38 protein-coding genes are annotated in these 24,765 nt (G+C 46.0%); 8 read left to right on the top strand and 30 right to left on the bottom strand.

Features of this window, described 5'->3' with window-relative positions:
* Positions 1–2: 2 nt before the first annotated feature.
* On the bottom strand, positions 3–2,342 hold the full coding sequence (locus ICN17_RS02575) for a penicillin-binding protein 1A (protein ID WP_216236049.1): 2,340 nt from the start codon (positions 2,340–2,342) through the stop codon (positions 3–5).
* Between the two features lie 141 nt (positions 2,343–2,483).
* Between ICN17_RS02575 and ICN17_RS02580 the strand changes: the two genes are divergently transcribed.
* Genes ICN17_RS02580 through aroB form a run of 4 tightly spaced genes read left to right on the top strand, consistent with a single transcriptional unit; the run spans position 2,484 to position 5,930 of the window.
* Positions 2,484–3,176 carry a hypothetical protein gene (locus tag ICN17_RS02580; RefSeq protein WP_216236050.1) on the top strand — a complete coding sequence of 231 codons (693 nt, stop codon included), beginning with the start codon at positions 2,484–2,486 and terminating at the stop codon, positions 3,174–3,176.
* A complete protein-coding gene (locus ICN17_RS02585) occupies positions 3,173–4,294 on the top strand; it encodes a type II and III secretion system protein (RefSeq protein ID WP_255538254.1) in 1,122 nt (373 codons plus the stop codon). Before ICN17_RS02580 ends, ICN17_RS02585 begins: the two co-directional genes overlap by 4 nt.
* Before the next feature lie 12 nt (positions 4,295–4,306).
* On the top strand, positions 4,307–4,831 hold the full coding sequence (locus ICN17_RS02590) for a shikimate kinase (RefSeq protein WP_216236051.1): 525 nt from the start codon (positions 4,307–4,309) through the stop codon (positions 4,829–4,831).
* 16 nt (positions 4,832–4,847) lie between these two features.
* Positions 4,848–5,930 (top strand): 3-dehydroquinate synthase, encoded by a 1,083-nt coding sequence (gene aroB / locus ICN17_RS02595; RefSeq protein WP_255538322.1) that lies wholly within the window; start codon positions 4,848–4,850, stop codon positions 5,928–5,930.
* Positions 5,931–5,934: 4 nt separating this feature from the next.
* On the opposite strand, the gene cyaY is transcribed toward aroB, so the two are convergent.
* Positions 5,935–6,318: an iron donor protein CyaY gene (cyaY, locus tag ICN17_RS02600; RefSeq protein ID WP_216236053.1), complete on the bottom strand. Its 384-nt coding sequence runs from the start codon at positions 6,316–6,318 to the stop codon at positions 5,935–5,937.
* Between the two features lie 47 nt (positions 6,319–6,365).
* Between cyaY and ICN17_RS02605 the strand changes: the two genes are divergently transcribed.
* On the top strand, positions 6,366–6,557 hold the full coding sequence (locus ICN17_RS02605; RefSeq protein WP_216236054.1) for a lipoprotein: 192 nt from the start codon (positions 6,366–6,368) through the stop codon (positions 6,555–6,557).
* Complete coding sequence (gene lysA / locus ICN17_RS02610; RefSeq protein WP_216236055.1) at positions 6,557–7,855, top strand: diaminopimelate decarboxylase; 1,299 nt, start codon at positions 6,557–6,559, stop codon at positions 7,853–7,855. Before ICN17_RS02605 ends, lysA begins: the two co-directional genes overlap by 1 nt.
* A gap of 71 nt (positions 7,856–7,926) precedes the next feature.
* On the opposite strand, the gene ICN17_RS02615 is transcribed toward lysA, so the two are convergent.
* The gene (locus tag ICN17_RS02615) at positions 7,927–8,655 is read right to left on the bottom strand and encodes a cytochrome c (protein WP_216236056.1); all 729 of its coding nucleotides are present in this window, start codon (positions 8,653–8,655) and stop codon (positions 7,927–7,929) included.
* 115 nt (positions 8,656–8,770) lie between these two features.
* On the opposite strand from ICN17_RS02615, the gene yihA reads away from it, so the two are divergent.
* Both yihA and hemB read left to right on the top strand, forming a co-directional pair.
* On the top strand, positions 8,771–9,436 hold the full coding sequence (gene yihA / locus ICN17_RS02620) for a ribosome biogenesis GTP-binding protein YihA/YsxC (protein WP_216236057.1): 666 nt from the start codon (positions 8,771–8,773) through the stop codon (positions 9,434–9,436).
* A complete protein-coding gene (gene hemB, locus ICN17_RS02625) occupies positions 9,414–10,448 on the top strand; it encodes a porphobilinogen synthase (protein WP_216236058.1) in 1,035 nt (344 codons plus the stop codon). The genes yihA and hemB overlap by 23 nt, the downstream gene beginning before the upstream one ends.
* Positions 10,449–10,466: 18 nt before the next feature.
* Here the strand turns inward: hemB and dsbD are convergent, their stop codons facing one another.
* From dsbD to rplB, 27 genes are all read right to left on the bottom strand, one after another.
* On the bottom strand, positions 10,467–12,137 hold the full coding sequence (dsbD, locus tag ICN17_RS02630) for a protein-disulfide reductase DsbD (RefSeq protein WP_255538255.1): 1,671 nt from the start codon (positions 12,135–12,137) through the stop codon (positions 10,467–10,469).
* A gap of 2 nt (positions 12,138–12,139) precedes the next feature.
* The gene (cutA, locus tag ICN17_RS02635) at positions 12,140–12,490 is read right to left on the bottom strand and encodes a divalent-cation tolerance protein CutA (RefSeq protein ID WP_216236060.1); all 351 of its coding nucleotides are present in this window, start codon (positions 12,488–12,490) and stop codon (positions 12,140–12,142) included.
* A 67-nt stretch (positions 12,491–12,557) separates the two neighbouring features.
* Positions 12,558–12,953 (bottom strand): 50S ribosomal protein L17, encoded by a 396-nt coding sequence (gene rplQ, locus ICN17_RS02640; RefSeq protein WP_087908811.1) that lies wholly within the window; start codon positions 12,951–12,953, stop codon positions 12,558–12,560.
* A gap of 16 nt (positions 12,954–12,969) precedes the next feature.
* A complete protein-coding gene (gene rpoA / locus ICN17_RS02645; protein ID WP_071464451.1) occupies positions 12,970–13,950 on the bottom strand; it encodes a DNA-directed RNA polymerase subunit alpha in 981 nt (326 codons plus the stop codon).
* A 23-nt stretch (positions 13,951–13,973) separates the two neighbouring features.
* Positions 13,974–14,597 (bottom strand): 30S ribosomal protein S4, encoded by a 624-nt coding sequence (rpsD, locus tag ICN17_RS02650; protein WP_087908810.1) that lies wholly within the window; start codon positions 14,595–14,597, stop codon positions 13,974–13,976.
* A gap of 117 nt (positions 14,598–14,714) precedes the next feature.
* A complete protein-coding gene (gene rpsK / locus ICN17_RS02655; RefSeq protein ID WP_011901923.1) occupies positions 14,715–15,122 on the bottom strand; it encodes a 30S ribosomal protein S11 in 408 nt (135 codons plus the stop codon).
* A gap of 18 nt (positions 15,123–15,140) precedes the next feature.
* Complete coding sequence (gene rpsM / locus ICN17_RS02660) at positions 15,141–15,506, bottom strand: 30S ribosomal protein S13 (RefSeq protein WP_068947707.1); 366 nt, start codon at positions 15,504–15,506, stop codon at positions 15,141–15,143.
* A gap of 24 nt (positions 15,507–15,530) precedes the next feature.
* Entirely contained in the window at positions 15,531–15,647 is a 117-nt protein-coding gene (rpmJ, locus tag ICN17_RS02665; protein ID WP_012357167.1) for a 50S ribosomal protein L36, read from the bottom strand.
* 34 nt (positions 15,648–15,681) lie between these two features.
* Complete coding sequence (infA, locus tag ICN17_RS02670) at positions 15,682–15,900, bottom strand: translation initiation factor IF-1 (RefSeq protein WP_068320132.1); 219 nt, start codon at positions 15,898–15,900, stop codon at positions 15,682–15,684.
* A 4-nt stretch (positions 15,901–15,904) separates the two neighbouring features.
* Positions 15,905–17,242 (bottom strand): preprotein translocase subunit SecY, encoded by a 1,338-nt coding sequence (gene secY, locus ICN17_RS02675; RefSeq protein ID WP_216236061.1) that lies wholly within the window; start codon positions 17,240–17,242, stop codon positions 15,905–15,907.
* Positions 17,243–17,260: 18 nt separating this feature from the next.
* Positions 17,261–17,701, bottom strand: a complete 441-nt coding sequence (gene rplO, locus ICN17_RS02680; RefSeq protein WP_216236062.1) for a 50S ribosomal protein L15 — start codon at positions 17,699–17,701, stop codon at positions 17,261–17,263.
* A gap of 24 nt (positions 17,702–17,725) precedes the next feature.
* The gene (gene rpmD / locus ICN17_RS02685; protein ID WP_087908807.1) at positions 17,726–17,914 is read right to left on the bottom strand and encodes a 50S ribosomal protein L30; all 189 of its coding nucleotides are present in this window, start codon (positions 17,912–17,914) and stop codon (positions 17,726–17,728) included.
* Positions 17,915–17,938: 24 nt separating this feature from the next.
* Positions 17,939–18,457: a 30S ribosomal protein S5 gene (gene rpsE, locus ICN17_RS02690; RefSeq protein WP_068947703.1), complete on the bottom strand. Its 519-nt coding sequence runs from the start codon at positions 18,455–18,457 to the stop codon at positions 17,939–17,941.
* An 18-nt stretch (positions 18,458–18,475) separates the two neighbouring features.
* Positions 18,476–18,829 carry a 50S ribosomal protein L18 gene (gene rplR, locus ICN17_RS02695; RefSeq protein ID WP_087908806.1) on the bottom strand — a complete coding sequence of 118 codons (354 nt, stop codon included), beginning with the start codon at positions 18,827–18,829 and terminating at the stop codon, positions 18,476–18,478.
* Positions 18,830–18,842: 13 nt separating this feature from the next.
* On the bottom strand, positions 18,843–19,376 hold the full coding sequence (rplF, locus tag ICN17_RS02700; protein WP_216139837.1) for a 50S ribosomal protein L6: 534 nt from the start codon (positions 19,374–19,376) through the stop codon (positions 18,843–18,845).
* 10 nt (positions 19,377–19,386) lie between these two features.
* Positions 19,387–19,782, bottom strand: coding sequence for a 30S ribosomal protein S8 (gene rpsH, locus ICN17_RS02705; RefSeq protein WP_068947700.1), 396 nt, complete (start codon positions 19,780–19,782; stop codon positions 19,387–19,389).
* A gap of 24 nt (positions 19,783–19,806) precedes the next feature.
* Positions 19,807–20,112 carry a 30S ribosomal protein S14 gene (gene rpsN, locus ICN17_RS02710; RefSeq protein WP_071464445.1) on the bottom strand — a complete coding sequence of 102 codons (306 nt, stop codon included), beginning with the start codon at positions 20,110–20,112 and terminating at the stop codon, positions 19,807–19,809.
* 9 nt (positions 20,113–20,121) lie between these two features.
* Complete coding sequence (gene rplE, locus ICN17_RS02715; protein WP_015420243.1) at positions 20,122–20,664, bottom strand: 50S ribosomal protein L5; 543 nt, start codon at positions 20,662–20,664, stop codon at positions 20,122–20,124.
* 16 nt (positions 20,665–20,680) lie between these two features.
* Positions 20,681–20,989 (bottom strand): 50S ribosomal protein L24, encoded by a 309-nt coding sequence (gene rplX, locus ICN17_RS02720; protein WP_068947698.1) that lies wholly within the window; start codon positions 20,987–20,989, stop codon positions 20,681–20,683.
* A gap of 9 nt (positions 20,990–20,998) precedes the next feature.
* Entirely contained in the window at positions 20,999–21,367 is a 369-nt protein-coding gene (gene rplN / locus ICN17_RS02725) for a 50S ribosomal protein L14 (RefSeq protein ID WP_011901910.1), read from the bottom strand.
* A gap of 184 nt (positions 21,368–21,551) precedes the next feature.
* The gene (gene rpsQ, locus ICN17_RS02730; protein WP_011901909.1) at positions 21,552–21,821 is read right to left on the bottom strand and encodes a 30S ribosomal protein S17; all 270 of its coding nucleotides are present in this window, start codon (positions 21,819–21,821) and stop codon (positions 21,552–21,554) included.
* A gap of 12 nt (positions 21,822–21,833) precedes the next feature.
* Positions 21,834–22,028 (bottom strand): 50S ribosomal protein L29, encoded by a 195-nt coding sequence (gene rpmC, locus ICN17_RS02735; protein ID WP_216175961.1) that lies wholly within the window; start codon positions 22,026–22,028, stop codon positions 21,834–21,836.
* A 14-nt stretch (positions 22,029–22,042) separates the two neighbouring features.
* Positions 22,043–22,456 (bottom strand): 50S ribosomal protein L16, encoded by a 414-nt coding sequence (gene rplP, locus ICN17_RS02740; protein WP_071464443.1) that lies wholly within the window; start codon positions 22,454–22,456, stop codon positions 22,043–22,045.
* 2 nt (positions 22,457–22,458) lie between these two features.
* On the bottom strand, positions 22,459–23,286 hold the full coding sequence (gene rpsC, locus ICN17_RS02745; protein ID WP_087908802.1) for a 30S ribosomal protein S3: 828 nt from the start codon (positions 23,284–23,286) through the stop codon (positions 22,459–22,461).
* Positions 23,287–23,294: 8 nt separating this feature from the next.
* On the bottom strand, positions 23,295–23,627 hold the full coding sequence (gene rplV, locus ICN17_RS02750) for a 50S ribosomal protein L22 (RefSeq protein WP_201721455.1): 333 nt from the start codon (positions 23,625–23,627) through the stop codon (positions 23,295–23,297).
* Positions 23,628–23,634: 7 nt separating this feature from the next.
* Entirely contained in the window at positions 23,635–23,913 is a 279-nt protein-coding gene (gene rpsS / locus ICN17_RS02755; RefSeq protein ID WP_087908800.1) for a 30S ribosomal protein S19, read from the bottom strand.
* Positions 23,914–23,932: 19 nt separating this feature from the next.
* Positions 23,933–24,763 carry a 50S ribosomal protein L2 gene (gene rplB, locus ICN17_RS02760; protein ID WP_216236063.1) on the bottom strand — a complete coding sequence of 277 codons (831 nt, stop codon included), beginning with the start codon at positions 24,761–24,763 and terminating at the stop codon, positions 23,933–23,935.
* Between the last annotated feature and the right edge of the window lie 2 nt (positions 24,764–24,765).

A 24,765-nucleotide genomic window follows, 5' to 3' on the forward strand; every position in this document is an offset into this window, starting at 1 on the left:
AACTACTGTAGTTCGCGTGGGCCGCCGCCACTACGAGAAAACTCAGGAATAAACCAATCGCCATCTACCTGTGTCACGCCGCTAGGAACCTCACGCGCCTCCTGTGGCACATCTTTCAATGCAACAGACATATAAGAAATCCACATAGGCAAAGCAAGACCGCCACCAGTTTCACGATCGCCTAAGCTGGCTGGCTTATCAAAACCAATCCAAGCAACTGCAACAACTTTAGGGTTGTAGCCAGCGAACCAGGCATCATGCGAATCATTAGTAGTACCTGTTTTACCAGCGATATCGTTTCGACCCAATTTAGGTCTGGCGGAGGCAGCGGTGCCGGTTTTAGTTACCTCTTGCAACATGCTGTCCATCACAAATGCAGTACGCGCATCTAAAACTCGAGGAGCCCCATCGCCAACACGTGCAGGCTTTGCCTCAAACAAAATTTCTCCTTTGGACCCAATCATCTTGTCGATCAAAAATGGATCTACCCTATAACCGCCATTTGCAAAGACGCTATAAGCTGAGGCCATCTGTAAAGGTGTAACGGAGCCAGCGCCCAAAGCCATGGTTAAGTAAGGCGGGTGTTTCTCAGGTTCAAAACCAAAACGCTGAATATATTCTTGGGCATAGGAAGGACCAATCGCGCGAATAATCCTAACAGAAACCAAGTTCTTCGATTTAGCCAATGCATTGCGTAAGCGCATCATGCCTTCGTACTTACCATCGTAGTTTTTTGGTTCCCAAGCCTGACTGCCAGTCTCCATGCTGCCAATCGACAAAGGGGCATCGTTCACCATGGTCGCTGGGGTATAGCCTTTTTCAATTGCAGCCGCATAAATAAAAGGTTTGAAGGAAGATCCTGGCTGGCGTAGCGCTTGAGTGACGTGATTGAATTGATTGCGACGGAAATCAAAACCTCCAACCAAGGACAGGATCGCGCCTGTTTCTGTATTCATGGAGACAAAGGCTGCCTCCACCTGCGGCAACTGCGCTAACTTCCAAACACCGCCATCTAAAAGCAATCTCACCACTGCGCCTGGGCGTAAACGTTTTTTAGGTTGTGTACTATCGGTAATGGATGCTGAGGCTAATTTCATACCATCACCCTTCAAGGTAATCGTATCGCCAGTAGCAATCATGACTTGCATTTCTTTAGGCTTCACATCGAGAACAACGCCAGATTGCAAGTCGTCTAATTGTGGATAAGCAAGTAAAGCCTCATCAATCGCACGCTGACGTTTTACTTGATCTTCTGGAAGATCAATAAAGCCCTCGGGCCCTCGATAGGCATGCCGTAAGTCATACTCAAAAATACCGCGACGCACAGCCTTATAGGCAGCATCTTGATCTGCTTTTAAGATCGTAGTGTAGACATCGATTCCCTGAGAGTAAATGGCCTCACCGTACTGAGCAAACAATAACTGGCGTACCATTTCTGCAGGAAAGTCAGCACGTACTGCAAATTCATTACCAAGGCCGCGAATATGTAACTCCTCAATCATGGCCTTTTGGTAGTTCTCTGAAGAGATATAACCAAGATCGCGCATACGCTGCAAGATATATTCTTGACGAATCTTTGCCCGACGAAAATTCGTTACTGGGTTGTAGGCCGATGGGGCTTTAGGTAAGCCAGCCAACATTGCAGATTCTGCAATCGTGATGTCTTTTAATTCTTTACCAAAATAAATCTGCGCAGCACTCGAAAAACCATAAGCTCTTTGACCCAAGAAAATTTGATTCATATAGATCTCGAGGATCTTGTCTTTTGTGAGTTGAGACTCAATTTCCCAAGCAAGTAAAACTTCATAAATTTTGCGACTGAATGTTTTCTCATTACTCAAAAAAAAGTTTCGAGCCACCTGCATCGTAATGGTTGAAGCTCCCTGGGATAAATGCCCCCGAAGATTGGTTAGGGTGGCCCTCAAAATACCGACATAGTCAACGCCGCCGTGAGAGTAAAAGCGATCATCCTCAATCGCCAAAACAGCATTACGCATGGTTTGCGGGATTTCATCTAAGGGAATCACTTTGCGCCGCTCTTCACCAAACTCACCAATCAATACCTTATCGGCTGTGAAAATACGCAAAGGTGTTTTTGGGTTGTAATCCGTTAAAGCCGAAATTTTTGGCAAATTGGGTTTAGCAACCAGAAAGGCGTAGCCCATCAATAGCATCACCACCACGGCAAATACGACGCCCATAATCAGCACAGCCTTCACCAGTGGATTGCTAGCAGATTTACGTGGTGAGCCTGGCCCAACCGGGGAATACCGCGGACCTCTGTCTGGTTGACGGATTGGTCGCTGATTTTGCGGCGGCTTGTCTTTTGGGGGGAGGGCCATAAGATCAAATTATAGGGTGCTTAAGCATTTTTTCTAAAAGCTCCAAAACCCTTGTTTTTGAGCTTTGCTCGTCATCTTTACTGACAAGATCTTCAAGCCAGACTGATATCTATTCCCTATCTAAACTTAAACAATACGGGCATGCCATCTCGCCATATTTCCCCCCAATCTTTTGATGCGATTCTGAGTGAGCTTGGTGATGATCCAGCCATTCCTGATCCTCATGGAATTCGAAAACCTAACTCACCAAGGTACCTATCTCCGGAGTCGCCACACCAGTCCAAAGAACGTATCGGACTAAAAAATTTCAGCAGCCCCGAGGTATTCAATCAACTCCAAAAGTTGGGGGGATTTGCCGTATTAGGAGTCTTGTTAATCGCTATTGGTATAGCGCTATTAATGGCCTATGAATCACTTAAGACGGGTTCAGAAGCTTTAAACCAAGAGTCTTACAAGCAGATTGCAGCGCTTAAACAGGAGTTTGCTTTATTGCGCTCTGATTTAGAGCTGGAACAAGACAAGTTATATGAGGCAATTGACTTATTAGAAGTGAGTATTCACTTATTAAAGGAAAACAGACCCATTACTAAGCCTATTCCCAAGCCTCAAGCCCTGCCTCATGAGCTTGAACTCCGTCGCTGGCGTTACCTGGGTACAAGTCGAATAGGAAACTCCCAACAAGCGTTTTTTCACACCGGTAAAAGTAATGTGATGCTTCAAAAAGGTGGGCTGGTTTTGGGGGAATGGCGATTAACCCAACTTGATAAAGACGCCGCCACCCTTACCCACGCTCAAGGCAAAACTCTCAACCTCAAACCCTCTAAAACCGAATGAAGCAAAGCCCAACATTCATGAAGGTAAACATACAAAAATTCAGTCTTTATTTTGGCCTTTTGTTCATTTTTCTAGTCAGCCCAATTCGCGCAAATCTCCCGGCGCAAAACTTAATGGAAGCGCCTATTAGTTTGCAATTTACCGATATTGAAGTGACAGAGCTTTTACAGGCACTTGCAAAACTTGCCAATACCAACTTTTTATTAAGCGAATCTATCAAGGGAAGGTTGACGGTTGAACTCAATAACACTCCCTGGCAAACAGCTCTTCATTCGATTCTCGCAAGCAGAGGATTACGGCTTCTTCGCAATGGTGATATTTACTGGATTGGTCCCCATGCAGAAATTGCTGCATTTCAAAAGCATCGTCGGGAAGATGCAGCTTTGCCCTTTGGTGGTGACCACATTAATAGTCCAAGACAAATACTGATTGAGGCTCGCATTGTGGAGGCTGATGAACGCTTTGCTCGCGAGTTAGGAGTGAAGCTTAGCTACCAAGCGAGCTCTTTGGGCAGCAACCCAGAAAAAAAGGTTTCAGGTAATTTTGATCTAGCTGGTGCAGGCTTAAGTGGATTTAATCCTGCAACACTGGCGGCAACTCTCATTTCTAGGCATGGCAGTCGGCTCATACAAGCGGAATTGTCGGCCCTTGAGACCGATGGCCAAGGAAAAATTCTCTCTAATCCACGCATCATGACCGGAGATCAGGTAAAGGCCACTATCGAACAAGGCACGGAGCTTCCTTATCAAACCACCTCACAAAATGGTAGCAAGTTGCAATTTCGGAAGGCAAATTTGCGCCTGGAGGTTTTGCCAAAAATTCATCCTGACGGAAGAATATCGATGCTAGTTGGGATTAATAAAGACACTATTGGCATGAAAACAGAGCAGGGATACGCCATCGATACCAAAAGCCTGAGTTCAGAGGTCACGGTTGAAAATGGTGGAACGGTGATTATCGGAGGCATCTTTCAAACAACCGCAAGGGAAGATGAAGCCAAAGTCCCCCTGCTGGGAGATATTCCAGTAATAGGCCACTTATTTCGCCATAAATCCAAATTACAAGACAAAACTGAACTACTTGTCTTCTTAACCCCTACCGTTCTCGACAAACCCTAATAAAATCGAAGTGTGAACTCTTCGACAAACAACATCTTTCTGATCGGCCTTATGGGTGCCGGAAAGTCGACCGTAGGAAAAGTGCTGGCCAAAAAATTAGGGCGCCGCTTCCTAGATGCTGACCATGTCATTGAAGAGCGCTGTGGCGTGAAAATCCCTGTCATCTTTGAGATGGAAGGTGAAGAAGGGTTTCGCAAAAGAGAGGCGCAAGCCATTCAAGACATTACTGCTGAACATGAGATTGTGCTGGCCACAGGTGGTGGTGCTGTTTTGCTTGCAGGCAATCGTCAAGCACTCAGCGAGCGTGGCACCGTGATTTACCTACATGCAAATCCAAATGAACTTTGGCACCGCACTAAAGGCGGCGAAGGACGCCCCTTACTTCGTAATGGTGACCCTAAAAAAATTCTAGAAAATTTGTATGCCATTCGCGACCCGCTTTACCGCGAAATAGCAGATCATGTGATTGAAACTGGCAAGCCCAGCGTCAATCAGTTGGTCAATACCTTAATCATGCAACTTGAACTTTCCGCTTAAATACATTGGCACTATGATGAAAACACTTGAAGTTGATCTTGGCAACCGCAGCTATCCAATTTATATCGGCACTGACCTGATTGATCAAGCAAGCTTATTTAGTGCTTGTGAAAAAGCAAGCTCAATTTACATTGTTACCAATACTACGGTTGCGCCACTTTATGCTGCCCGCCTGATTAAGACTTTAGAAGCCTTTGGTAAACCTGTTAGAACAATTACCCTGCCTGATGGGGAGTCATACAAAGACTGGAAAAATCTTCAGCTCATTTTTGATGATCTTTTAAAGTTCGGGGCAGATCGTCAAACCATGTTGGTTGCTTTAGGTGGCGGTGTGATTGGCGATATGACAGGCTTTGCTGCTGCGAGCTTCATGCGCGGCATTCGCTTCATACAAGTCCCTACCACCTTGCTGGCGCAGGTTGACTCATCCGTTGGCGGAAAGACTGGCATCAATCATCCTTTAGGGAAAAATATGATTGGAGCCTTTCATCAACCGGCTGCTGTCATTGCTGATCTGAACACACTCAAGACTTTGCCCCCTAGAGAACTTTCTGCTGGCCTTGCTGAAGTAGTGAAACATGGCGCTATTGCCGATGCCAAATTCCTGGACTGGATTGAAGTCAATGCAGCTAGATTGCTAGCCTGCGATACCGATGCGATGGGGCATGCTGTACTGCGTTCATGCGAAATTAAATCTGCAGTTGTTTCTGCAGACGAGAGAGAAGGCGGTATTCGTGCAACCTTGAACTTTGGGCATACCTTTGGACATGCCATTGAGGCTGGAATGGGTTACGGCGAGTGGTTGCATGGTGAAGCTGTTGGCTGCGGCATGGTGATGGGTGCTGACTTATCTTGTCGCCTTAAGCTGATTACTGAGGCTGAGTTAGAACGGCTAACCACAATCATCAAATCTATGAACCTACCTATTGTTCCGCCTAAATTTGGTGCAGAACGCTATATGGAACTCATGCAAGTGGATAAGAAAACAGAGGGTGGGCAGATTCGCTATGTCATCTTGGAAAAAATTGGCAAGGCTCAAATTAAGAGCGTGCCCGACACCCAAGTAATCGAAACCTTAACTGCTACTGGTGCAGCCTAAGGTTTTAAGTTTTAATCAGCCCAATCTTCACGGGCTGACCAGCCTGAGCACTGGCAAACTCAGTCAAATCATTTAAGAGCTCTCGGTCAGTTTTAGTATCGAGCCACAAAGGCTTGTTCATGGTTCCGGCCCAACGATAGTGATAGCCGCCAGACTTTGCTGCGACCCAAATCTCATGTAAAGGTGGCTGGGTATTAACCACAATCACGCTTTTATCTTTAAAGCGGATATTAATCACATTGCCTCCCTGGCGCTCTACATCCAAATCCAGATCTAATTCATCATCGGCAGCCTCTAAAGCCACCTCGATAGACTGCAATAGATTGCTCCCCAACTGGTAAAACTGCTTGTCATCGATAGTTTCCACGCTCGAGTTATTTGGATTCATCCCGGAGTCCTGCATGCTATATTCAATCATTCGTTTTAGAGACATTCATGATAGCGATTCTCAATAGAGCCCTCGGTATTACCCTCCTAATAGCCCTTGTTGGATGTGGGGTTAGGGGTCCTCTATATATGCCAAATGTACCAAATGTGCCTCCAGCACCCACAGAGCCTGAACCTCAAGGTAAGCTCTATCCACCACAAACTCCTGCTAGCACTAACAATTCATCATCGGCCAAGTAATGACAAGTAAAGCAATTGCACTTCCTCAATTATCTGGATTTACTGAGCGTGAAGGCGCATGGTATGCCGAAGAAATTCCGCTCGCAGATTTAGCAAAAGAATTTGGTACGCCACTGTATGTCTATAGCAAAAAAGCATTGACTGAAGCGTACCAAGCTTATGACAAAGCTTGCATTGATCAGCAAGGTAAACGCCGCGCCCGCGTACATTACGCCATGAAAGCCAATAGTAATTTGGCTGTGATTGATTGCTTCAAAAAACTCGGCGCAGGATTTGACTTGGTAAGCGGTGGCGAATTAGCACGCGCATTAGCAATTGGCGCTGATCCCAAAAGCCTGGTATTTGCGGGCGTTGGTAAATCTGCTACTGAAATTGCTAGCGCTCTTCAAGCTGGAGTTAAATGTATTAACGTTGAATCCATCGCCGAGCTTCACAACATTAATCGTGTAGCAAGCAAACTGAACTGCCGAGCCCCTATCTCTCTGCGTGTCAATCCAGATGTCGATGCAAAAACGCATCCATATATTTCTACAGGCTTAAAAGGAAATAAATTTGGGATTGCGTATCACGAGGTTTTGAAAACGTATCGTGAAGCCAGTCAACTCCCTCAGATTGATTTGGTTGGAATTGACTGTCATATTGGTTCGCAAATTACGACTACTGCACCCTACTTAGATGCTTTGGATAAAGTCTTAGACTTGGTTGAGAATCTCAAAAGAGAAGGGATTATGATTCACCATCTTGATTTAGGTGGTGGCCTCGGCATCTCTTACAGCGATGAAACGCCTCCAGACATTACTGAATTTACCAATACTCTTTTGAATCATGTGGCAAACCGTGGCTTTGCTCATTTAGATATTGTGCTTGAGCCAGGTCGATCTTTGGTTGGTAATGCTGGTGTTCTGCTCACAACAGTTGAATACCTCAAGCCCGGTGTAGAAAAAAACTTCTGCATTGTCGATGCTGCAATGACAGAGCTAATGCGTCCAGCCCTATACGAAGCACATCATGGCATTGTTGCCGCTCAAACCAAATCAGCTAAGAGCTCGACCTATGATGTAGTTGGCCCTGTCTGTGAATCTGGTGACTGGCTGGGTAGAGATCGCACACTTGCTGTGGAAGAAGGCGATCTTTTAGCAATTCTTTCTGCTGGAGCATATGGTTTTGTCATGGCATCAAACTACAATACCCGCCCAAAACCAGCAGAGATTATGGTTGACGGAAAAAATGCTTACGTTATTCGTGCTCGCGAAAAGACTGCAGAACTATTTGCAAGCGAAACAATCTTGCCTAATTAATTTTTCATACAATTGGTATAAATAAAAAGCCCGCTTAATGAGCGGGCTTTTTATTTAAAGCTGAGTATTTTTTAATGCAGACCAGCCATGTAATCAGCAACCGCTTTCATTTCTTGATCAGAAAGTTTGGTAGCAATCGCAGTCATTTGGCTGCTATTTTTACGAACACCTTCACGGAATGCAAGTAACTGAGCATTTGTGTAGTCAGCCCATTGGCCGCCTAAGAGCGGGTATTGAGCAGGGATGCCAGCGCCTGTAGGGCTGTGGCACGCAGCACAAGCTGGCACACCTTTAGCGGCAATACCACCGCGGTATATGCTTTGACCCAAGGCAATTGTTTCTTTGTTTTGTGCAACGCCTTGTGAAATTGGTTGCTTAGATAAGTAAGCAGAAATGTTTTGCATGTCTTGTTCAGTCAATGCTGCAGACATACCCATCATGATTGGATTAGCACGAGTGCCTTCTTTAAAGTTTTTCAATTGCTTAGCCGTGTAGGCTGCATGCTGTGCAGATAACTTAGGCCACGCACTAACCGCGCTCTGCCCTTTAGGGCCATGACAAGTAATACAAGCAGTCACACCACGGCTTGCATCTCCATTGGAGTAAAGGGCCTCGCCAACGGCAGGATCAATCTTTGGTTTAGCTGGCGCAGCGGCCTTAGCTTCAGCTGCTGGTGGAGCCATTGGAGCAGTATCGGCAGCAATAGCAGCTCCAGAAATACCGATCAGGGCGAAAATAGAGAAAAGCGCAAAACCAGCACGTAGGCCAGTTAATTTGGAGATTTTGGAGCTTTGACGCATTATGTTTACCTTGGCAAAAATTCCTAAAAGTGTTTGGGCCCTGCATTTACAACCTTTTTACCCAACACCATGAGATATTTCATGATTTGGCGTGATTTTACAATAGCTTCAGGACATGTCTAAACTCTTTCAAGCCCGCTTCGCCACCACAGTCAATGACACCCATTGCCTGCCTGCCATGCCACTCCGTGAGGTGGCCTTTGCAGGTCGCTCAAACGCCGGCAAATCCAGCGCCATTAACGTTCTGTGCAATCAAAAAAGACTCGCTTTTGCCAGTAAAACGCCCGGACGTACCCAACATATCAACTATTTTGGGCTTTTCGCCAAGGATGAGCTTTTAGCCTATTTAGTGGACTTACCCGGCTATGGCTATGCGGCAGTAAACCATGAGACCAAATACCGCTGGAATAGCCTGCTCAGTGACTATCTGCAGGAGCGTGAGCAGTTGGTAGGCATGATCCTGATTGTGGATGCCAGACGCGGCATTACCGACCTAGACGAACAGATGATTCAATGGTTTGTACCCACTGGCAAACCAATCCACATTTTGCTGAGCAAATGCGACAAACTCAATAAAAGTGAGTGCAAGCATGCCCTTGAGGCTGTCAGGAAGCAATTACAACAATACGACCCTGCACTACCTGATGGGGCTGGTGAGTCCAAGCAACTTACGGCACAATTATTTTCAAGTACAAAACGCATTGGCCTTGAAGAAGCAGATAATTTAATTATTAAATGGTTATTTGAAGCAGACATTCATGAACAAGAAATCACAAGCTAACTCTTTGCTCCATTTTCCAGGGCACCGCCCTCGCCGCATGCGTCGCGATGACTGGTCGCGACGCCTCATGCAAGAAAACACTGTTTCGGCAAGTGATCTCATTTATCCGGTGTTTCTCCTTGAGGGCCAAGGCAAATCAGAATCCGTTGCTTCTATGCCTGGCATTAATCGTGTTTCTTTAGATTTACTGTTTCCAGTTGCACAAGAATGTGTTGATCTAGGCATTCCTGTGCTTGCTTTATTTCCTGTGATTGACGCGGCATTAAAAACGCCAGATGGTAAAGAAGCCTTTAATCCAAAGGGTTTGGTTCCCAATGCAGTTCGTGAGCTCAAAAAACGCTTCCCTAATTTAGGCATCATGACTGATGTCGCGCTTGATCCATACACAAGTCATGGCCAGGATGGTGTGCTCGATGATCAGGGTCGCATTCTCAATGATGAAACTACTGCGATCTTGGTTCAGCAAGCGATTGCTCAAGCAGAGGCTGGTGTCGATATCGTTGCACCATCAGACATGATGGATGGCCGTATCGGAAAAATTCGGGAAGCACTCGAAAACAAGAAGTTAATTCACACGCGCATCATGGCGTATTCAGCTAAATATGCCTCTGCGTTTTATGGTCCCTTTAGAGATGCCGTAGGCTCAGCAAAGAACCTAGGTAAGGCAGACAAAAAAACTTATCAAATGGATTGCGCCAATGGCGACGAGGCTTTGCGGGAGGTTGCGCTCGATATTAGCGAGGGTGCCGATATGGTGATGGTCAAACCTGGCATGCCTTATTTAGATATCGTGCGCCGGGTTAGAGAAGAGTTTGATTACCCCACTTACGCCTATCAAGTCAGTGGTGAATATGCCATGCTTAAAGCTGCTGCACAAAATGGTTGGCTTGATCATGATGCGGTGATGATGGAATCTTTGCTCGCATTTAAACGTGCTGGCGCAGATGGCATCCTCACTTACTTTTCACTTGAGGCAGCACGCTTACTGAAAGCAAGTGCAGCAGGAAAATAAGCTCAAGAAGTGACTGGATTACTTCTGATTAATTACCTGCTTTAAACGCTCAACAAAACGCTGCGGCGGCATATAGCCAATCACTCTCTGAGCCTTGAGCTCTTCGGAATTTTGATTAAAAATCAAAATACCTGGCGGCCCAAATAAGCCAAAGCGCTTCAACAATGCTTGATTGTCCGAACTGTTTGAAGTTACATCCGCTTGCAGCAAGATAAATTGTTTTAATTCTTTACCAACCTCTGCATTAGCAAAAGTATTCAATTCCATCTCTTTACAACTGATGCACCAATCAGCATAGAAATCGAGCATGACTAATTTTTGCTCTTGCTTTGCTTTGATTAACTGTGTATCCAATTCCGCTGGCGACTGAATTACCAAGAAAGAGAGGTCGCCAACCTGATGTACTTTTTGCCCATTGATTGTTTTTTCACTGCCAACTTGATCCGTTTTTTGAATTAAAGGAGATGCAATCCAGGCTGCAGTTGCCACTAGCAAAACACCTAAAGTCCGTTGAAGCCAGATCATCCAGATTCCAGTGGACGGAATCAGAATCCGCGCCTCAACCGCAATAAAAAGGAGTGGCAGGCCCATTCCTAAGGCCATCACGAATAGCAAGCCTGCGCCTAGACTCATGGAGCCCGTTTGTGCAATGAAGGCTAAAACTCCCGCTAGCGGGGCAGTAATGCAGGGGCTAGCTACCAAAGTAGAAATGCCCCCCAAGGCAAAGGCACCAAAGACGCTACCACCCTTCTGGCGGCCTGCCAGCTTATCGACATGCTGGTGCCAGGAATGAGGCAAACGAAGCTCATAGAGGCCAAATAAGCTGCCTGACAGGGCTAATAGCAGCAAGGCAAAGGCAACTAATGCAACCGGGCTTTGCAGGACTCTTTGAACGCTTCCACCAAGAGCTGCCATCAAGATTCCAGCTAACGCGTAGATCAAGGCCATACCCAAAACATAAGAGAGAGCTAAAAGGCTTGCGCGCCCTTTAGAAATTGTTTTACCGCCTTGGGAGCCAAAGATGATGCTCGACAAAATTGGCAGCATTGGCAACACGCAAGGCGTGAATGCTAAAGCAAGGCCCAATACAAAGAAAGCCAAGAATAAATAAGCAGTAGAAGTGTTCGCTAAAAAGCGACTGATAGTATTGACGTCATCTCGCTCACGCCATAAATCTGCTAGGCTAAACTCACCCTGAGTCTTCTCTATGTTTTGCGCACCACCAAGCACTTCAGGTATTGGCGCTGCTTTTACACCAGGTCCAGTAAGTAAAAACTTCAGCGTCATGGGTGGGTAGCAAATACCGGCCTCAGCACAACCTTGTAGAGTTACCTCTGCATGAATCGGCTTTCCGGTAACGGGTTTGACGGTCAATAAAACCATGAATGACTGCTTATAAACCTGCAGTTTTTTCTGAAAAGTTTCATCAAACTTTTCGATGCCCAATGGCAGTACAGGGCTTATTTTATATAGCTTCGAAGCCTCTGTGCCGACATCAAATTTAAGTGATTCTTGATAGATGTAATAGCCCTTGGCAGGAATAAATTCAACCTCAATCTGATTCGAATTATCTAACCAAGTCGCCTCCACCCGAAATGCTTTTTCTGGCGGCAAGAAGTCTTGCGCAGCAAAAACTTGTGTTGATAACAGCACAAGTAATGCGATAAGCATTTTCAGAAAGGATGGCATTCTCATGGACTTGAATTTACCTCAGCTTGCACCCAGTCACCATATTGCTGCTCATATTGCTTTGGAGAAAAAGCCAGAATCTCTGGAAGATCATAAGGGTGGCTTTCTTTAATGAATGCACAAATCTCATCCCATCGGTGTGCAATAGTTTTGGCCGACAAAAGAACCTCTTGCTCTTCACAAACCTTTCCTTCCCAGCGATAGACTGAATACAGCCCTTCGCTCATCTGGACACAAGCCGCAAGATTGGCCTCTACCAACGCTCTAGCCAAGGCTGTAGCAGCCTCCATATTTGGGAGGCTAGTCACGACCACCAAGAGGTCATCGGCATTTTCAGTAGAGTTTTGAGGCATGCTGTATTTATAACCCGTAAATGAAAAAAGCCAGACCGAAGCCTGGCTTTTTAAATAGCTAGGAAGCTTAAGCCTCTTCAGCTACAACTGCTGTTTCTTCAACTTCTGGGCGATCAACCAACTCTACCAATGCCATAGGTGCATTGTCGCCATGACGGAAGCCAAACTTCAAAATACGAAGGTAGCCACCTGGACGTGTTGCGTAACGTGGACCGAGCTCTGTGAAGAGTTTAGCCACGATATCGCGATCACGAGTGCGATTGAATGCCAAGCGACGGTTTGCTAGGTTGTCTTTTTTACCCAAGGTAATCAAAGGCTCAACAACCATGCGCAATTCTTTTGCTTTTGGCAAAGTCGTTTTAATGACTTCGTGCTCCAAAAGGGAATTGGACATATTGCGCAGCATCGCCAAGCGATGTGAAGATGTTCTATTGAGTTTGCGTAAGCCGTTTCCGTGACGCATGATGCTTCCTTTCTAATTATTTCTCGAGGTTAGCTGGAGGCCAGCTTTCGAGTTTCATGCCAAGACTTAAGCCACGAGCAGCCAATACGTCTTTAATTTCATTCAAAGACTTACGACCCAAATTAGGCGTCTTCAACAATTCATTCTCTGTACGTTGAATCAAGTCACCGATGTAGTAAATATTCTCAGCCTTCAAGCAGTTTGCAGAGCGCACTGTGAGCTCGAGATCATCAACTGGACGCATCAACATTGGATCAACCATTGAAGAGCGGCTTGGTGCGAGATCGCCAGAAACTTCACTGCTCTCAAGAGCTGCGAATACAACCAACTGATCAACCAAGATGCTAGCTGCCTGACGAATTGCTTCCTCAGGAGACAACACACCGTTTGTTTCGATAGTCATTACGAGACGATCGAGGTCGGTACGTTGCTCAACACGAGCAGACTCAACTGCATAGCTAACACGGCTTACTGGACTAAATGAAGCGTCCAATACGATGCGGCCAATGATCTTGGTTGTTTCGTCGTTGTATTGACGTACGTTACCTGGAACATAGCCACGGCCTTTTTCAACCTTGATCTGCATATCTAACTTGCCACCAGCAGACAAATGAGCGATCACGTGATCAGGATTAATGATTTCTACATCGTGCGGTAAGTCGATATCTTTTGCAGTAACGACGCCTGGGCCTTCTTTACGCAAATTGATAGTGACTTCATCACGGGACTGTAATTTAAATACGATACCTTTGAGGTTCAACAAGAGGTTTACTACATCCTCTTGAACACCATCTAAAGTGGAATATTCATGAACTACACCTGCAATAGCTACTTCAGTTGGTGCATAACCAACCATCGAGGACAAGAGTACGCGACGTAATGCATTTCCGAGTGTGTGGCCATAACCACGCTCGAACGGCTCCATAACAACCTTAGCTTGGTTGGCGGTAAGCGCTTCAACAGAAATAATTTTTGGCTTGAGCAAATTTGTTTGCATATTTTTTCCTTGAGAGTGCCTAATTAGCGTGAATACAATTCGACGATCAAACTTTCATTAATTTCACCGCTAATTTCTTCACGGTCAGGCACTTGCTTGAATGTTCCTTCCAGCTTAGCTGCGTCAACTGAAACCCAGCTGATAGCAGTCATTTGCTGAACCAAATTGAGTGATTCTGTAATACGCGCCTGCTTCTTCGCTTTTTCACGAATCGCAACCACATCACCAGGCTTAACCTGAATAGACGGGATGTTCACTGCGCTACCATTTAATGTGATGGCGCCGTGAGAAACCAGCTGACGTGCTTCTGCGCGCGTGGAACCAAAGCCCATGCGATAAACCACGTTGTCGAGACGTGACTCAAGCAACTGGAGCAATGTTTCACCAGTATTGCCCTTACGACGCTCAGCTTCTGCGAAGTAACGACGGAATTGACGCTCTAATACGCCATAGATACGTTTAACCTTTTGCTTTTCACGCAATTGATTACCGTAATCAGATGTTCTTGAGCCAGATGTACGACCATGTTGACCAGGCTTAGTATCTAACTTGCACTTGTCTGACAGGGCGCGACGTGCGCTCTTTAAAAATAAGTCGGTACCTTCCCGACGTGCTAATTTGGCCTTAGGCCCTAAGTAACGTGCCACGATGCTTTCCTTTCTTTGCCGCAGTCTTACGACAGGCGGTGAGTTCACCCTTTAATTCAGATGAACAGTGGGCTTTTAATAAAAAACTACTAAAACTTGTACTACCAACTTCCTAGCTTAAATACGACGACGCTTAGGAGGACGGCAACCATTGTGTGGAACTGGAGTAACGTCTTGAATCTCAGTGATCTTGATACCCAAAGAGTTCAATGCGCGAACTGCTGATTCACGACCCGGGCCTGGACCCTTGATCTGAACTTCCAAGTTCTTAATACCGCATTCAACGGCTGCTTTACCAGCAACTTCTGCAGCTACCTGAGCAGCAAAAGGTGTTGATTTACGTGAGCCCTTGAAGCCCTGGCCGCCAGAAGTTGCCCATGAAAGCGCATTTCCTTGACGATCAGTGATCGTAATGATGGTGTTGTTAAAAGAAGCATGAACGTGTGCGATGCCGTCAGCAACGTTCTTTTTAACCTTCTTACGAGCGCGCTGTGAAGCGGCGGAAGCGGATTGTTGTTTTGCCATGTCAATAAACTTTCTTGATTATTTCTTCAGTGCGATGCCGGACTTACGTGGGCCCTTACGGGTACGCGCATTTGTCTTAGTACGCTGTCCACGTACAGGCAAGCCCTTACGATGACGTACGCCACGATAGCAACCTAAGTCCATCAAACGTTTGATGCTCATAGTTACTTCACGACGAAGGTCACCTTCGGTGATGAACTTACCTACTTCATCACGCAACTTTTCCAAGTCAGCGTCAGTAAGGTCTTTAACTTTTTTGTCGATTGCAACACCTGTGGTCTGGCAAATTTTGCGTGCACGAGTTGTGCCAATACCAAAAATTGCTGTTAAACCGATAACAGTATGTTGATGATTTGGGATGTTTACCCCAGCGATACGTGCCATGAGATTTCCTCTTAATTAACCAGATCAGCCTTGACGCTGCTTATGACGTGCGTCTGAAGAACAGATCACGCGCACAACGCGTTTGCGCTTAATGATCTTGCAATTTCTGCAAATACACTTAACGGATGCTAAAACTTTCATAACTCACCTCTTAAAAATAGGTACTACTTAATCTTTACTTCGCTCGGAATATGATTCTGGCGCGCGTCAGGTCGTAAGGAGTCATCTCCACCGTCACCTTATCTCCCGGCAAAATACGGATGTAATGCATCCGCATCTTTCCGGAAATGTGCCCAAGAACCACATGTCCGTTTTCAAGCTTCACGCGAAACATCGCATTCGGCAAATTCTCTACAACCTCACCCGCCATCTGAATTACATCGTCTTTAGACATTCAGTTAGGCGCCCATCTTAAAGTTGGCTTTTTTCATCAAAGAGCCGTACTGCTGCTGCATCACGAATGACTGAACTTGAGCCATGAAATCCATTGCAACAACAACAATAATCAACAATGAAGTACCGCCGAAATAGAACGGCACGTTGTACTTCAAGACTAAAAATTCTGGCAACAAGCAAACCAAAACCATATAAATCGCACCAGCTAATGTCAAACGTACCAAGATCTTGTCGATATAACGGGCTGTTTGATCGCCTGGGCGAATGCCTGGAATAAATGCACCGCTCTTCTTTAAATTCTCAGCAGTATCGCGGCTGTTAAACACCAAAGCGGTATAGAAGAAGCAGAAGAAAATAATCGCTGCTGCGTACAGAATGGTGTACACAGGCTGACCTGGGGCTAAAGTCGCAGCCAAGTCTTTAATAATTCTGCTGAACATATTGGTTGGCTCGCCTGATGTAAACCAGCCAGCAATCGTTGCAGGGAACAAAATAATAGAAGAAGCAAAAATTGGAGGAATAACGCCAGCCATATTTAACTTCAATGGGAAGTAAGAAGACTGTCCGCCATAAATCTTGTTACCAACTTGGCGCTTAGCGTAGTTTACTAAGATACGGCGCTGACCACGCTCTACAAACACCACAAAATAAGTCACTGCAATGCAAATCACAACGATCAACAGTGCAGAAATAATATTCATTGAACCAGTGCGCACTAACTCAAGCAAGCTAGCGATCGCGGAAGGCAAACCGGATACGATACCGCCGAAAATAATGATGGAAATACCGTTACCTAAACCGCGCTCAGTAATTTGCTCACCGAGCCACATTAGGAACATCGTGCCAGTGACTAAAGTAACCACAGTATTTAATTCAAACATCAAGCCCGGGTTAATGACCAACCCAGGTTGAGCTTGCAAGGCAACAGAAATTCCCAATGCTTGGAAAGTAGCCAAGAGTACAGTTCCGTAGCGGGTGTACTGAGTAATCTTACGTTGACCTGCTTGGCCTTCTTTTTTCAAAGCCTCTAAAGAGGGAACAACAATGGTCATTAACTGCATGATGATCGATGCAGAAATGTAAGGCATGATTCCCAAAGCAAACACAGTAAAGCGGGATAAAGCGCCGCCTGAGAACAAGTTAAACATTCCCAAGATGCCGTCTTTTTGACCTGCGAATAACTGGGCCAATTGGTCTGGATCAATACCAGGAACTGGAATGTGAGCACCCAAACGGAACACGAGCAAAGCCAACACCAAGAAGATCAAGCGCTGACGTAATTCGCCAAACTTGCCTCCTGCTGTTGCAGTGCCTGCGTTAGTGGTAGGTGCTAATGCCATATTTACTGAAAAGGCCTATTAAGCTGCTTCAACTAATTTGCCGCCAGCCGCTTCGATAGCTGCTTTAGCGCCGGCAGTAGCTGTAATGCCCTTGAGAGTTACAGCAATCTTGAGTTCACCAGTTTTAACAACTTTCACTGCATTGATTTGCTCACCAGCAAAGCCATGAGCTTTCAATACCAACAAGTCCACTTCTGGCAAGTTGATTTTTGCTAAGTCGTTCAAAGTAATTTGGCCAACGTGACGACGTGTCAAAGATACGAAACCGCGTTTTGGCAAACGACGGTACATAGGCATCTGACCACCTTCGAATCCAACCTTGTGGAAACCGCCGGAACGGGATTTTTGACCTTTGTGACCACGGCCAGCAGTTTTACCAAGACCAGAACCAATGCCGCGACCTACGCGACGACGGTTTTTCTTGGAGCCCTCTGCGGGCTTGAGTGTATTGAGTTGCATATTCTTCGCCTATTTACTTGCTAGTTAGCTAACAACTTTAACTAGATAAGAAACTTTATTAATCATGCCGCGAACAGCTGGAGTGTCTTCCAATTCAGAAACTGAATTGATACGACCAAGGCCTAAGCCACGTACAGTTGCACGATGGCTTTCGCGTGTGCCGATCAAGCTGCGTACTAATTGCAGTTTGACTTTAGTGTTAGATGTTGTCATTTATAGATTCCTAATCTTTTGGTCTTAGCCGAGAATCTCTTCAACCGACTTACCGCGTTTAGCAGCAATCTCAGCAGGAGTACTCATCTTGCTCAAACCATCAATCGTTGCACGAACCAAGTTGTATGGGTTTGTAGAACCAAGTGACTTAGCAACAACGTTAGTTACACCCATTACGTCGAAAATCGCGCGCATTGGGCCGCCAGCAATAATTCCAGTACCGTCTTTAGCTGGAGAGATCAAAACGCGTGATGCGCCATGCTGACCAGTAACGGTGTGCTGCAAAGTGCCTTTACGTAAGGAAACTTTGATCATCTTGCGACGAGCTTCGTCCATTGCTTTTTGAACAGCAACTGGAACTTCTTTTGATTTGCCTTTACCCATGCCGATGCGGCCATCGCCATCGCCAACTACAGTGAGTGCAGCGAAGCCGAGAATACGACCACCCTTAACTACTTTAGTTACACGATTAACAGCGATCATCTTCTCGCGAAGACCATCATCACGCTCTTCGTTTTGCATCTTAGTTTGCATTTTTGCCATGTTTTTTCCTAAACCCTATTAGAACTTCAGGCCGGCTTCACGCGCAGCTTCAGCTAAGGCCTTAATACGGCCGTGGTAACGATGACCGGAACGGTCAAAAGCAACATCAACAATGCCTGCCTTAACAGCACGCTCAGCAACTAACTTGCCGATTTGTTTTGCAGCTTCAGCGTTGCCGCCGTTTTTGATCGCCTGACGCAAATCTTTTTCCATTGTTGAAGCAGCTGCTACAACCTTGGTTCCGCATGGGCTATAAACCTGTGCAGAAATATGTGAATTGCTACGGATAACTGTTAAGCGATTTGCCAATGCTTCGGCAATGCGAATGCGAGTCTGCCGAGCACGTCTTTGTCTGGATTCGTCTTTATTCATTTTCTAATCTCGCTTACTTCTTCTTAGTTTCTTTCAGATGCACAACCTCATCCACGTAGCGAACACCCTTGCCTTTGTATGGCTCTGGTGAACGGTATGCGCGAACTTCAGCTGCGACCTGGCCAACTTGCTGCTTGTTGGAACCTTTAATAATGATTTCGGTTTGAGATGGGGTCTCAGCTTTTACACCCTTTGGCAGGTTGTAAATAATGTCGTGCGAGAAACCCAACTGCAACTTCAATGTTTCGCCTTGGGCTTGAGCACGATAACCAACGCCTACCAAGCTGAGCTTGCGCTCAAAGCCAGAAGTAACGCCAACAACCATGTTATTAACCAAAGCACGGGCTGTACCTGACTGGGCACCAGCTTCTGGTGAGTCGTTATTTAAAACAACTGTCAATACGCCGTCTGCTTGCTTCAAACCAACAGAAGGATGCAAGTTATGTGTCAAAGTACCCAATGGGCCTTTAACAGTAATGTTTGCACCGTTGATGCTGATTTCAGCGCCCTTAGGAACTGTAATTGGTGATTTACCTACGCGGGACATATTTCGCTCCTTAAGCTACGTAGCAAATAACTTCGCCGCCCACGCCTGTTGCACGTGCTTTACGGTCTGTCATTACGCCTTGAGGGGTGGAAATAATTGCAATGCCCAAGCCATTCATTACCTCTGGAATGTCATGGCGGCCTTTATAGATACGCAGACTTGGTGTGGATACACGGTCGATACGCTCGATAACAGGACGGCCCGCATAGTATTTAAGATCAATGTGGAGCACTGGCTTAGCTGCTTCACCTTTGATTTCAAAACTTTCGATATAGCCTTCATCTTGCAAAACTTTTGCAATAGCTACTTTAACTTTTGACGACGGCATTGTGACTAGTGGTTTCTGCACTGCTTGCGCATTGCGGATCCGGGTCAACATGTCGGCGATTGGATCGCTGATACTCATGAGTTCTCCTAATTCTTTCGCCGCTTACCAGCTGGCCTTGGTTAAACCGGGGATTTCGCCACGGAAGGCGATTTCACGAATCTTGCTACGAGCCAAACCGAACTTACGGAATGTGCCGCGTGGGCGACCGGTTAATGAACAACGATTTCTTTGACGAATCGGGCTTGCGTTACGTGGAAGTGCCTGTAGCTTCAAGCGAGCTTCATAACGCTCTTCATCGCTGCGGGATTGATCAGCGATGATCGCTTTGAGTTCAGCACGCTTGGCAGCGTACTTCTCTACAGTTTTTGCGCGCTTATTCTCGCGCTCAATCAGGGATAGTTTTGCCACGTTAGCCTCTTAATTGCGGAAAGGGAATTTGAATGCTGCTAACAAAGCTTTTGCTTCTTCGTCAGTTTTAGCAGTCGTCGTAATACTGATATTGAGACCACGGAGGGCATCAATCTTGTCGTATTCAATTTCAGGGAAAATGATCTGTTCTTTAACGCCGATGTTGTAGTTACCGCGGCCGTCAAATGCTTTACCGGAGATTCCACGGAAGTCACGTACGCGTGGCAATGCAACAGTAACGAAACGATCCAAGAATTCGTACATGCGCTGACCGCGCAATGTCACCATGGCGCCGATTGGGTAGCCTTGACGAATTTTGAAACCAGCAATCGCTTTTTTAGCCTTAGTTACAACTGGCTTTTGGCCTGCAACCTTAGTTAAATCACCAACTGCATTTTCGATAATTTTCTTGTCGTTCACTGCATCGCCCAAGCCCATATTCAGGGTTACTTTGGTAATGCGTGGAACTTCCATTACTGATTTGTAGCCAAACTTGGCGATCAAATCAGCAACGACCTTAGCTTGATAGTGCTCTTGAAAACGTGTGCTCATAATTTCTCCATGCCCCTTATGCGCTTAATGTTGCGCCAGTGGTTTTGAGGAAACGCTGTTTTTTACCGTCAACGAGTTTGATACCAACACGTGATGGTTTGCCGTTACCGTCAACCAAAGCCACATTAGAAATGTGAACAGGCATCGTCTTGTCAATCATGCCGCCGGTTACACCAGCAGCTGGGTTTGGCTTAACGCTCTTTTTATAAATATTCACGCCTTCGATGACTAACTTCTCATCGAGAACGGCTGTAACAGTTCCTTGCTTGCCCTTATCGCGGCCAGTCAAGAGAACTACGGAATCACCTTTACGAATCTTTTTCATATCAGCCTCTTAAATAACTTCGGGGGCGAGAGAAACGATCTTCATGAACTTCTCAGTACGCAATTCGCGCGTCACTGGTCCGAAGATACGTGTGCCAATTGGCTCTAACTTAGCGTTGAGCAATACCGCAGCGTTTGCATCGAACTTAATCAATGAACCGTCTGGACGGCGAACACCCTTAGCCGTTCTAACAACAACAGCGTTATAAATATCACCTTTTTTTACACGGCCACGTGGAGCAGCTGACTTAACGCTGACTTTGATGACATCACCGATACTGGCGTAACGACGCTTAGAGCCGCCCAATACCTTGATGCACAAAACTTCACTGGCGCCTGTGTTATCGGCGACCTGCAATCTACTTTCGGTTTGTATCATTTCTAATCCCCAACTTATTGGCCAAAGGCAAACAGTCTTGGTTCCGTCTATGGACTTTAACGAAAGCTAAAGCCCGGAATTAATGAAAAACACTGCTTCTCCAATAAAACTAGAGAAGCCTTCTATTCTACTACGTAAAACAGGGATTTGGGAAGAATCTTCGCCAAAATCCCTTAAAAATGCCTTAAATACCCTTTGAAGCCTCTACCAAACGGGTCACAACCCAAGATTTAGTGCGTGAAATTGGCTTAGATTCAGCAATTTCAACGGTATCACCCATCTTGTATGTGCCAGCTTCGTCATGAGCGTGGTACTTTTTGGACTGGCCAACGTACTTACCAATCACTGGATGCTTTACTTGACGCTCAACCAACACCGTCACAGTTTTTTGCATTTTGTCGCTAACAACGCGGCCCACAAGGGTGCGGCGCAAGGGTTTAGATAATTCTGTCATATCCCTTTTTCCTTATTTCTGTGCAGTCTTTTGGGCAATAAATGTCTTCACACGAGCGATGTCGCGCTTAGTTTTACCCAATTGGCTGGTATTAGTGAGTTGCTGAGTGCCTTTTTGCATACGGAGCTTAAAGTTAGTCTTTAAGAGCTCTGTCAATTCTGCGTTCAAGCCAGTCAGATCTTTAGCTGCTAATTCTTTATTTTTCATAATCTCTATCCCGATCAACCTAAGTGGCGAATCACGAAAGTGGTCTGCAAAGGCAACTTAGCGGCGGCAAGCTTGAAAGCTTCGCGCGCCAAAGTCTCATCCACACCATCCATCTCGTAAAGCACTTTGCCTGGTTGAATTTCAGCTACGTAGTACTCTGGGTTACCTTTACCGTTACCCATACGTACTTCAGCAGGTTTTTGTGAAATTGGCTTATCTGGGAAGATACGAATCCAGATACGGCCACCACGTTTAATGTGACGGGTCATTGCGCGACGTGCTGACTCGATTTGACGAGCAGTCAGACGGCCACGGCCAACGGCCTTCAATCCAAAGTCACCAAAGGCTACAGAACTACCGCGTGTTGCCACGCCAGTGTTACGGCCTTTTTGTTCCTTACGATACTTACGACGCTTTGGTTGTAGCATGCTTACTCTCCTGACTTCTGCGTATCTGCGGCAGGTGCTTCAACCTTACGCACACGCTTTACTGCTGGTTTAGCAGCAACTAATGGCTTGTCAGTGCCAGCAGCTGGTTTACGAGCAGCTGTTTTGCTTGGAGCACGACGAGTTTTCTTTTCTTCGGCAGCTGGTTCAGCAGATGGAGCAGCTACTTGAGCTTCTGCACCGCGACCCAATGTATCGCCTTTGTAAACCCAAACTTTTACACCGATGATGCCGTAGGTTGTTTCTGCTTCTGATGTTGCGTAATCAATATCAGCTTTCAATGTGTGAAGTGGAACACGACCTTCACGGTACCATTCGCGACGAGCAATTTCTGCACCGTTCAAACGACCAGAAGACATGATCTTGATGCCTTGTGCGCCAAGACGCATTGCGCTTTGCATTGCACGCTTCATTGCACGACGGAACATGATGCGTTTTTCGAGCTGCTGAGTAATAGAGTCAGCGATCAATTGCGCGTCAACTTCTGGCTTACGAATTTCTTCAATGTTCACGTGAACTGGAACACCCATACGCTTTTGTAATTCGCGACGGAGAACTTCAATATCTTCGCCTTTTTTACCGATGACAACGCCTGGACGTGAGCTATAGATAGTGATGCGTGCGTTCTTAGCAGGACGCTCGATCACAACTTTGCTAACAGATGCATTCTTCAACTTCTTCTTCAAATAGCTACGGACATCTACGTCCTCTTTCAGCATCTTTGCGAAGTCAGTATTGTTTGCATACCAACGTGATGTCCAATTCTTCGTTACCGCGAGTCGGAATCCGGTGGGGTTTATCTTTTGGCCCATATCTTTCCTTAGTTACTCAAGGTCACGCTAATGTGACAAGTTTGTTTTTCGATTTGATTGCCACGACCCTTAGCGCGTGCAGTGAAGCGCTTCAAGGATGTTGCTTTATCAACGATTACCGCTGATACCTTGAGCTCATCAATGTCGGCACCTTTATTGTGTTCAGCATTTGCAATCGCTGATTCAACTACTTTTTTCACAATGAAGGCAGCTTTCTTGGGGCTGAAATTCAAAATGTTTAATGCGCGAGCAATCGGCAAACCACGAATCTGGTCAGCGACCAAACGTGTCTTTTGCGCTGAAATGCGGGCGCTGCGGTGAATAGCTTTAACTTCCATCATCATCCCCTTACTTCTTCACAACTTTCTTGTCAGCAGCGTGACCTTTGAAAGTACGGGTCAAGGCAAATTCGCCTAACTTATGACCCACCATGTTTTCTGATACATAAACCGGAACGTGTTGACGACCGTTGTGTACAGCAATTGTCAGACCGATAAAGTCTGGAAGAATTGTTGAACGGCGTGACCAAGTTTTGATCGGCTTTTTGTCCTTGTTGGCTTGTGCAACTTCAACTTTTTTTACTAAGCTGGCGTCGCAGAATGGGCCTTTTTTAGCTGAACGTGTCATATCTATTTATCCTTATCGCTTAACGTTTTTGACGACGTTGAACGATCATCGAAGTTGTGCGCTTATTGCGACGTGTGCGATAACCTTTGGTTGGAGTGCCCCATGGAGATACAGGTACACGGCCTTCGCCAGTTCTACCTTCACCACCACCGTGTGGGTGATCTACTGGGTTCATTGCCACACCGCGAACGGTTGGGCGAATACCACGCCAGCGATTTGCACCTGCTTTACCAATTTGACGCAAGCTGTGCTCTTCATTGCCAACTTCACCAATAGTGGCGCGGCACTCAATCAGAACACGGCGAACTTCACCGGAGCGCAAACGCACTTGAGCGTATACACCTTCACGAGCTAACAATACTGCTGAACCGCCAGCAGAGCGCGCTACTTGAGCACCCTTGCCTGGGAGGATTTCAACGCAGTGAATAGTGCTACCAACTGGAATATTGCGAATCGGTAAGTTATTACCAGATTTGATTGGCGCCTCTGAACCATTCATGATTGCTTGGCCAACAGACATGCCTTTAGCAGCAGGAATGTAGCGACGCTCACCATCAGCAAACACGATCAATGCAATATTTGCACTGCGGTTTGGATCGTATTCCAAGCGTTCAACTTTTGCTGGAATGCCATCTTTGTCATTGCGTTTGAAATCAACAACACGATAGTGATGCTTATGACCACCACCTTTATGACGGGTAGTGATGTGACCATTATTGTTACGACCCGCTTTTTGGAATTGTGGCTCTACCAACGCTGCAAAAGGTTTACCCTTGTGCAGGTCAGGATTTACCACCTTGACCATTGAACGACGACCTGGTGAGGTCGGTTTTGTCTTCATCAAAGGCATGA

Origin of the sequence: Polynucleobacter sp. 73C-SIWE, assembly GCF_018882465.1 — a bacterium.
Taxonomy (GTDB): domain Bacteria; phylum Pseudomonadota; class Gammaproteobacteria; order Burkholderiales; family Burkholderiaceae; genus Polynucleobacter.

Coding starts and splice junctions, on each gene's coding strand:
- ICN17_RS02575 (WP_216236049.1), bottom strand. CDS start 2,342: ATGGCCCTCCCCCCAAAAGACAAGCCGCCGCAAAATCAGCGACCAATC.
- ICN17_RS02580 (WP_216236050.1), top strand. CDS start 2,484: ATGCCATCTCGCCATATTTCCCCCCAATCTTTTGATGCGATTCTGAGT.
- ICN17_RS02585 (WP_255538254.1), top strand. CDS start 3,173: ATGAAGCAAAGCCCAACATTCATGAAGGTAAACATACAAAAATTCAGT.
- aroB (WP_255538322.1), top strand. CDS start 4,848: ATGAAAACACTTGAAGTTGATCTTGGCAACCGCAGCTATCCAATTTAT.
- cyaY (WP_216236053.1), bottom strand. CDS start 6,318: ATGAATCCAAATAACTCGAGCGTGGAAACTATCGATGACAAGCAGTTT.
- ICN17_RS02605 (WP_216236054.1), top strand. CDS start 6,366: ATGATAGCGATTCTCAATAGAGCCCTCGGTATTACCCTCCTAATAGCC.
- lysA (WP_216236055.1), top strand. CDS start 6,557: ATGACAAGTAAAGCAATTGCACTTCCTCAATTATCTGGATTTACTGAG.
- ICN17_RS02615 (WP_216236056.1), bottom strand. CDS start 8,655: ATGCGTCAAAGCTCCAAAATCTCCAAATTAACTGGCCTACGTGCTGGT.
- yihA (WP_216236057.1), top strand. CDS start 8,771: ATGTCTAAACTCTTTCAAGCCCGCTTCGCCACCACAGTCAATGACACC.
- hemB (WP_216236058.1), top strand. CDS start 9,414: ATGAACAAGAAATCACAAGCTAACTCTTTGCTCCATTTTCCAGGGCAC.
- dsbD (WP_255538255.1), bottom strand. CDS start 12,137: ATGCCATCCTTTCTGAAAATGCTTATCGCATTACTTGTGCTGTTATCA.
- cutA (WP_216236060.1), bottom strand. CDS start 12,490: ATGCCTCAAAACTCTACTGAAAATGCCGATGACCTCTTGGTGGTCGTG.
- rplQ (WP_087908811.1), bottom strand. CDS start 12,953: ATGCGTCACGGAAACGGCTTACGCAAACTCAATAGAACATCTTCACAT.
- rpoA (WP_071464451.1), bottom strand. CDS start 13,950: ATGCAAACAAATTTGCTCAAGCCAAAAATTATTTCTGTTGAAGCGCTT.
- rpsK (WP_011901923.1), bottom strand. CDS start 15,122: ATGGCAAAACAACAATCCGCTTCCGCCGCTTCACAGCGCGCTCGTAAG.
- rpsM (WP_068947707.1), bottom strand. CDS start 15,506: ATGGCACGTATCGCTGGGGTAAACATCCCAAATCATCAACATACTGTT.
- rpmJ (WP_012357167.1), bottom strand. CDS start 15,647: ATGAAAGTTTTAGCATCCGTTAAGTGTATTTGCAGAAATTGCAAGATC.
- infA (WP_068320132.1), bottom strand. CDS start 15,900: ATGTCTAAAGACGATGTAATTCAGATGGCGGGTGAGGTTGTAGAGAAT.
- secY (WP_216236061.1), bottom strand. CDS start 17,242: ATGGCATTAGCACCTACCACTAACGCAGGCACTGCAACAGCAGGAGGC.
- rplO (WP_216236062.1), bottom strand. CDS start 17,701: ATGCAACTCAATACACTCAAGCCCGCAGAGGGCTCCAAGAAAAACCGT.
- rpmD (WP_087908807.1), bottom strand. CDS start 17,914: ATGACAACATCTAACACTAAAGTCAAACTGCAATTAGTACGCAGCTTG.
- rpsE (WP_068947703.1), bottom strand. CDS start 18,457: ATGGCAAAAATGCAAACTAAGATGCAAAACGAAGAGCGTGATGATGGT.
- rplR (WP_087908806.1), bottom strand. CDS start 18,829: ATGAATAAAGACGAATCCAGACAAAGACGTGCTCGGCAGACTCGCATT.
- rplF (WP_216139837.1), bottom strand. CDS start 19,376: ATGTCCCGCGTAGGTAAATCACCAATTACAGTTCCTAAGGGCGCTGAA.
- rpsH (WP_068947700.1), bottom strand. CDS start 19,782: ATGAGTATCAGCGATCCAATCGCCGACATGTTGACCCGGATCCGCAAT.
- rplE (WP_015420243.1), bottom strand. CDS start 20,664: ATGAGCACACGTTTTCAAGAGCACTATCAAGCTAAGGTCGTTGCTGAT.
- rplX (WP_068947698.1), bottom strand. CDS start 20,989: ATGAAAAAGATTCGTAAAGGTGATTCCGTAGTTCTCTTGACTGGCCGC.
- rplN (WP_011901910.1), bottom strand. CDS start 21,367: ATGATACAAACCGAAAGTAGATTGCAGGTCGCCGATAACACAGGCGCC.
- rpsQ (WP_011901909.1), bottom strand. CDS start 21,821: ATGACAGAATTATCTAAACCCTTGCGCCGCACCCTTGTGGGCCGCGTT.
- rpmC (WP_216175961.1), bottom strand. CDS start 22,028: ATGAAAAATAAAGAATTAGCAGCTAAAGATCTGACTGGCTTGAACGCA.
- rplP (WP_071464443.1), bottom strand. CDS start 22,456: ATGCTACAACCAAAGCGTCGTAAGTATCGTAAGGAACAAAAAGGCCGT.
- rpsC (WP_087908802.1), bottom strand. CDS start 23,286: ATGGGCCAAAAGATAAACCCCACCGGATTCCGACTCGCGGTAACGAAG.
- rplV (WP_201721455.1), bottom strand. CDS start 23,627: ATGATGGAAGTTAAAGCTATTCACCGCAGCGCCCGCATTTCAGCGCAA.
- rpsS (WP_087908800.1), bottom strand. CDS start 23,913: ATGACACGTTCAGCTAAAAAAGGCCCATTCTGCGACGCCAGCTTAGTA.
- rplB (WP_216236063.1), bottom strand. CDS start 24,763: ATGCCTTTGATGAAGACAAAACCGACCTCACCAGGTCGTCGTTCAATG.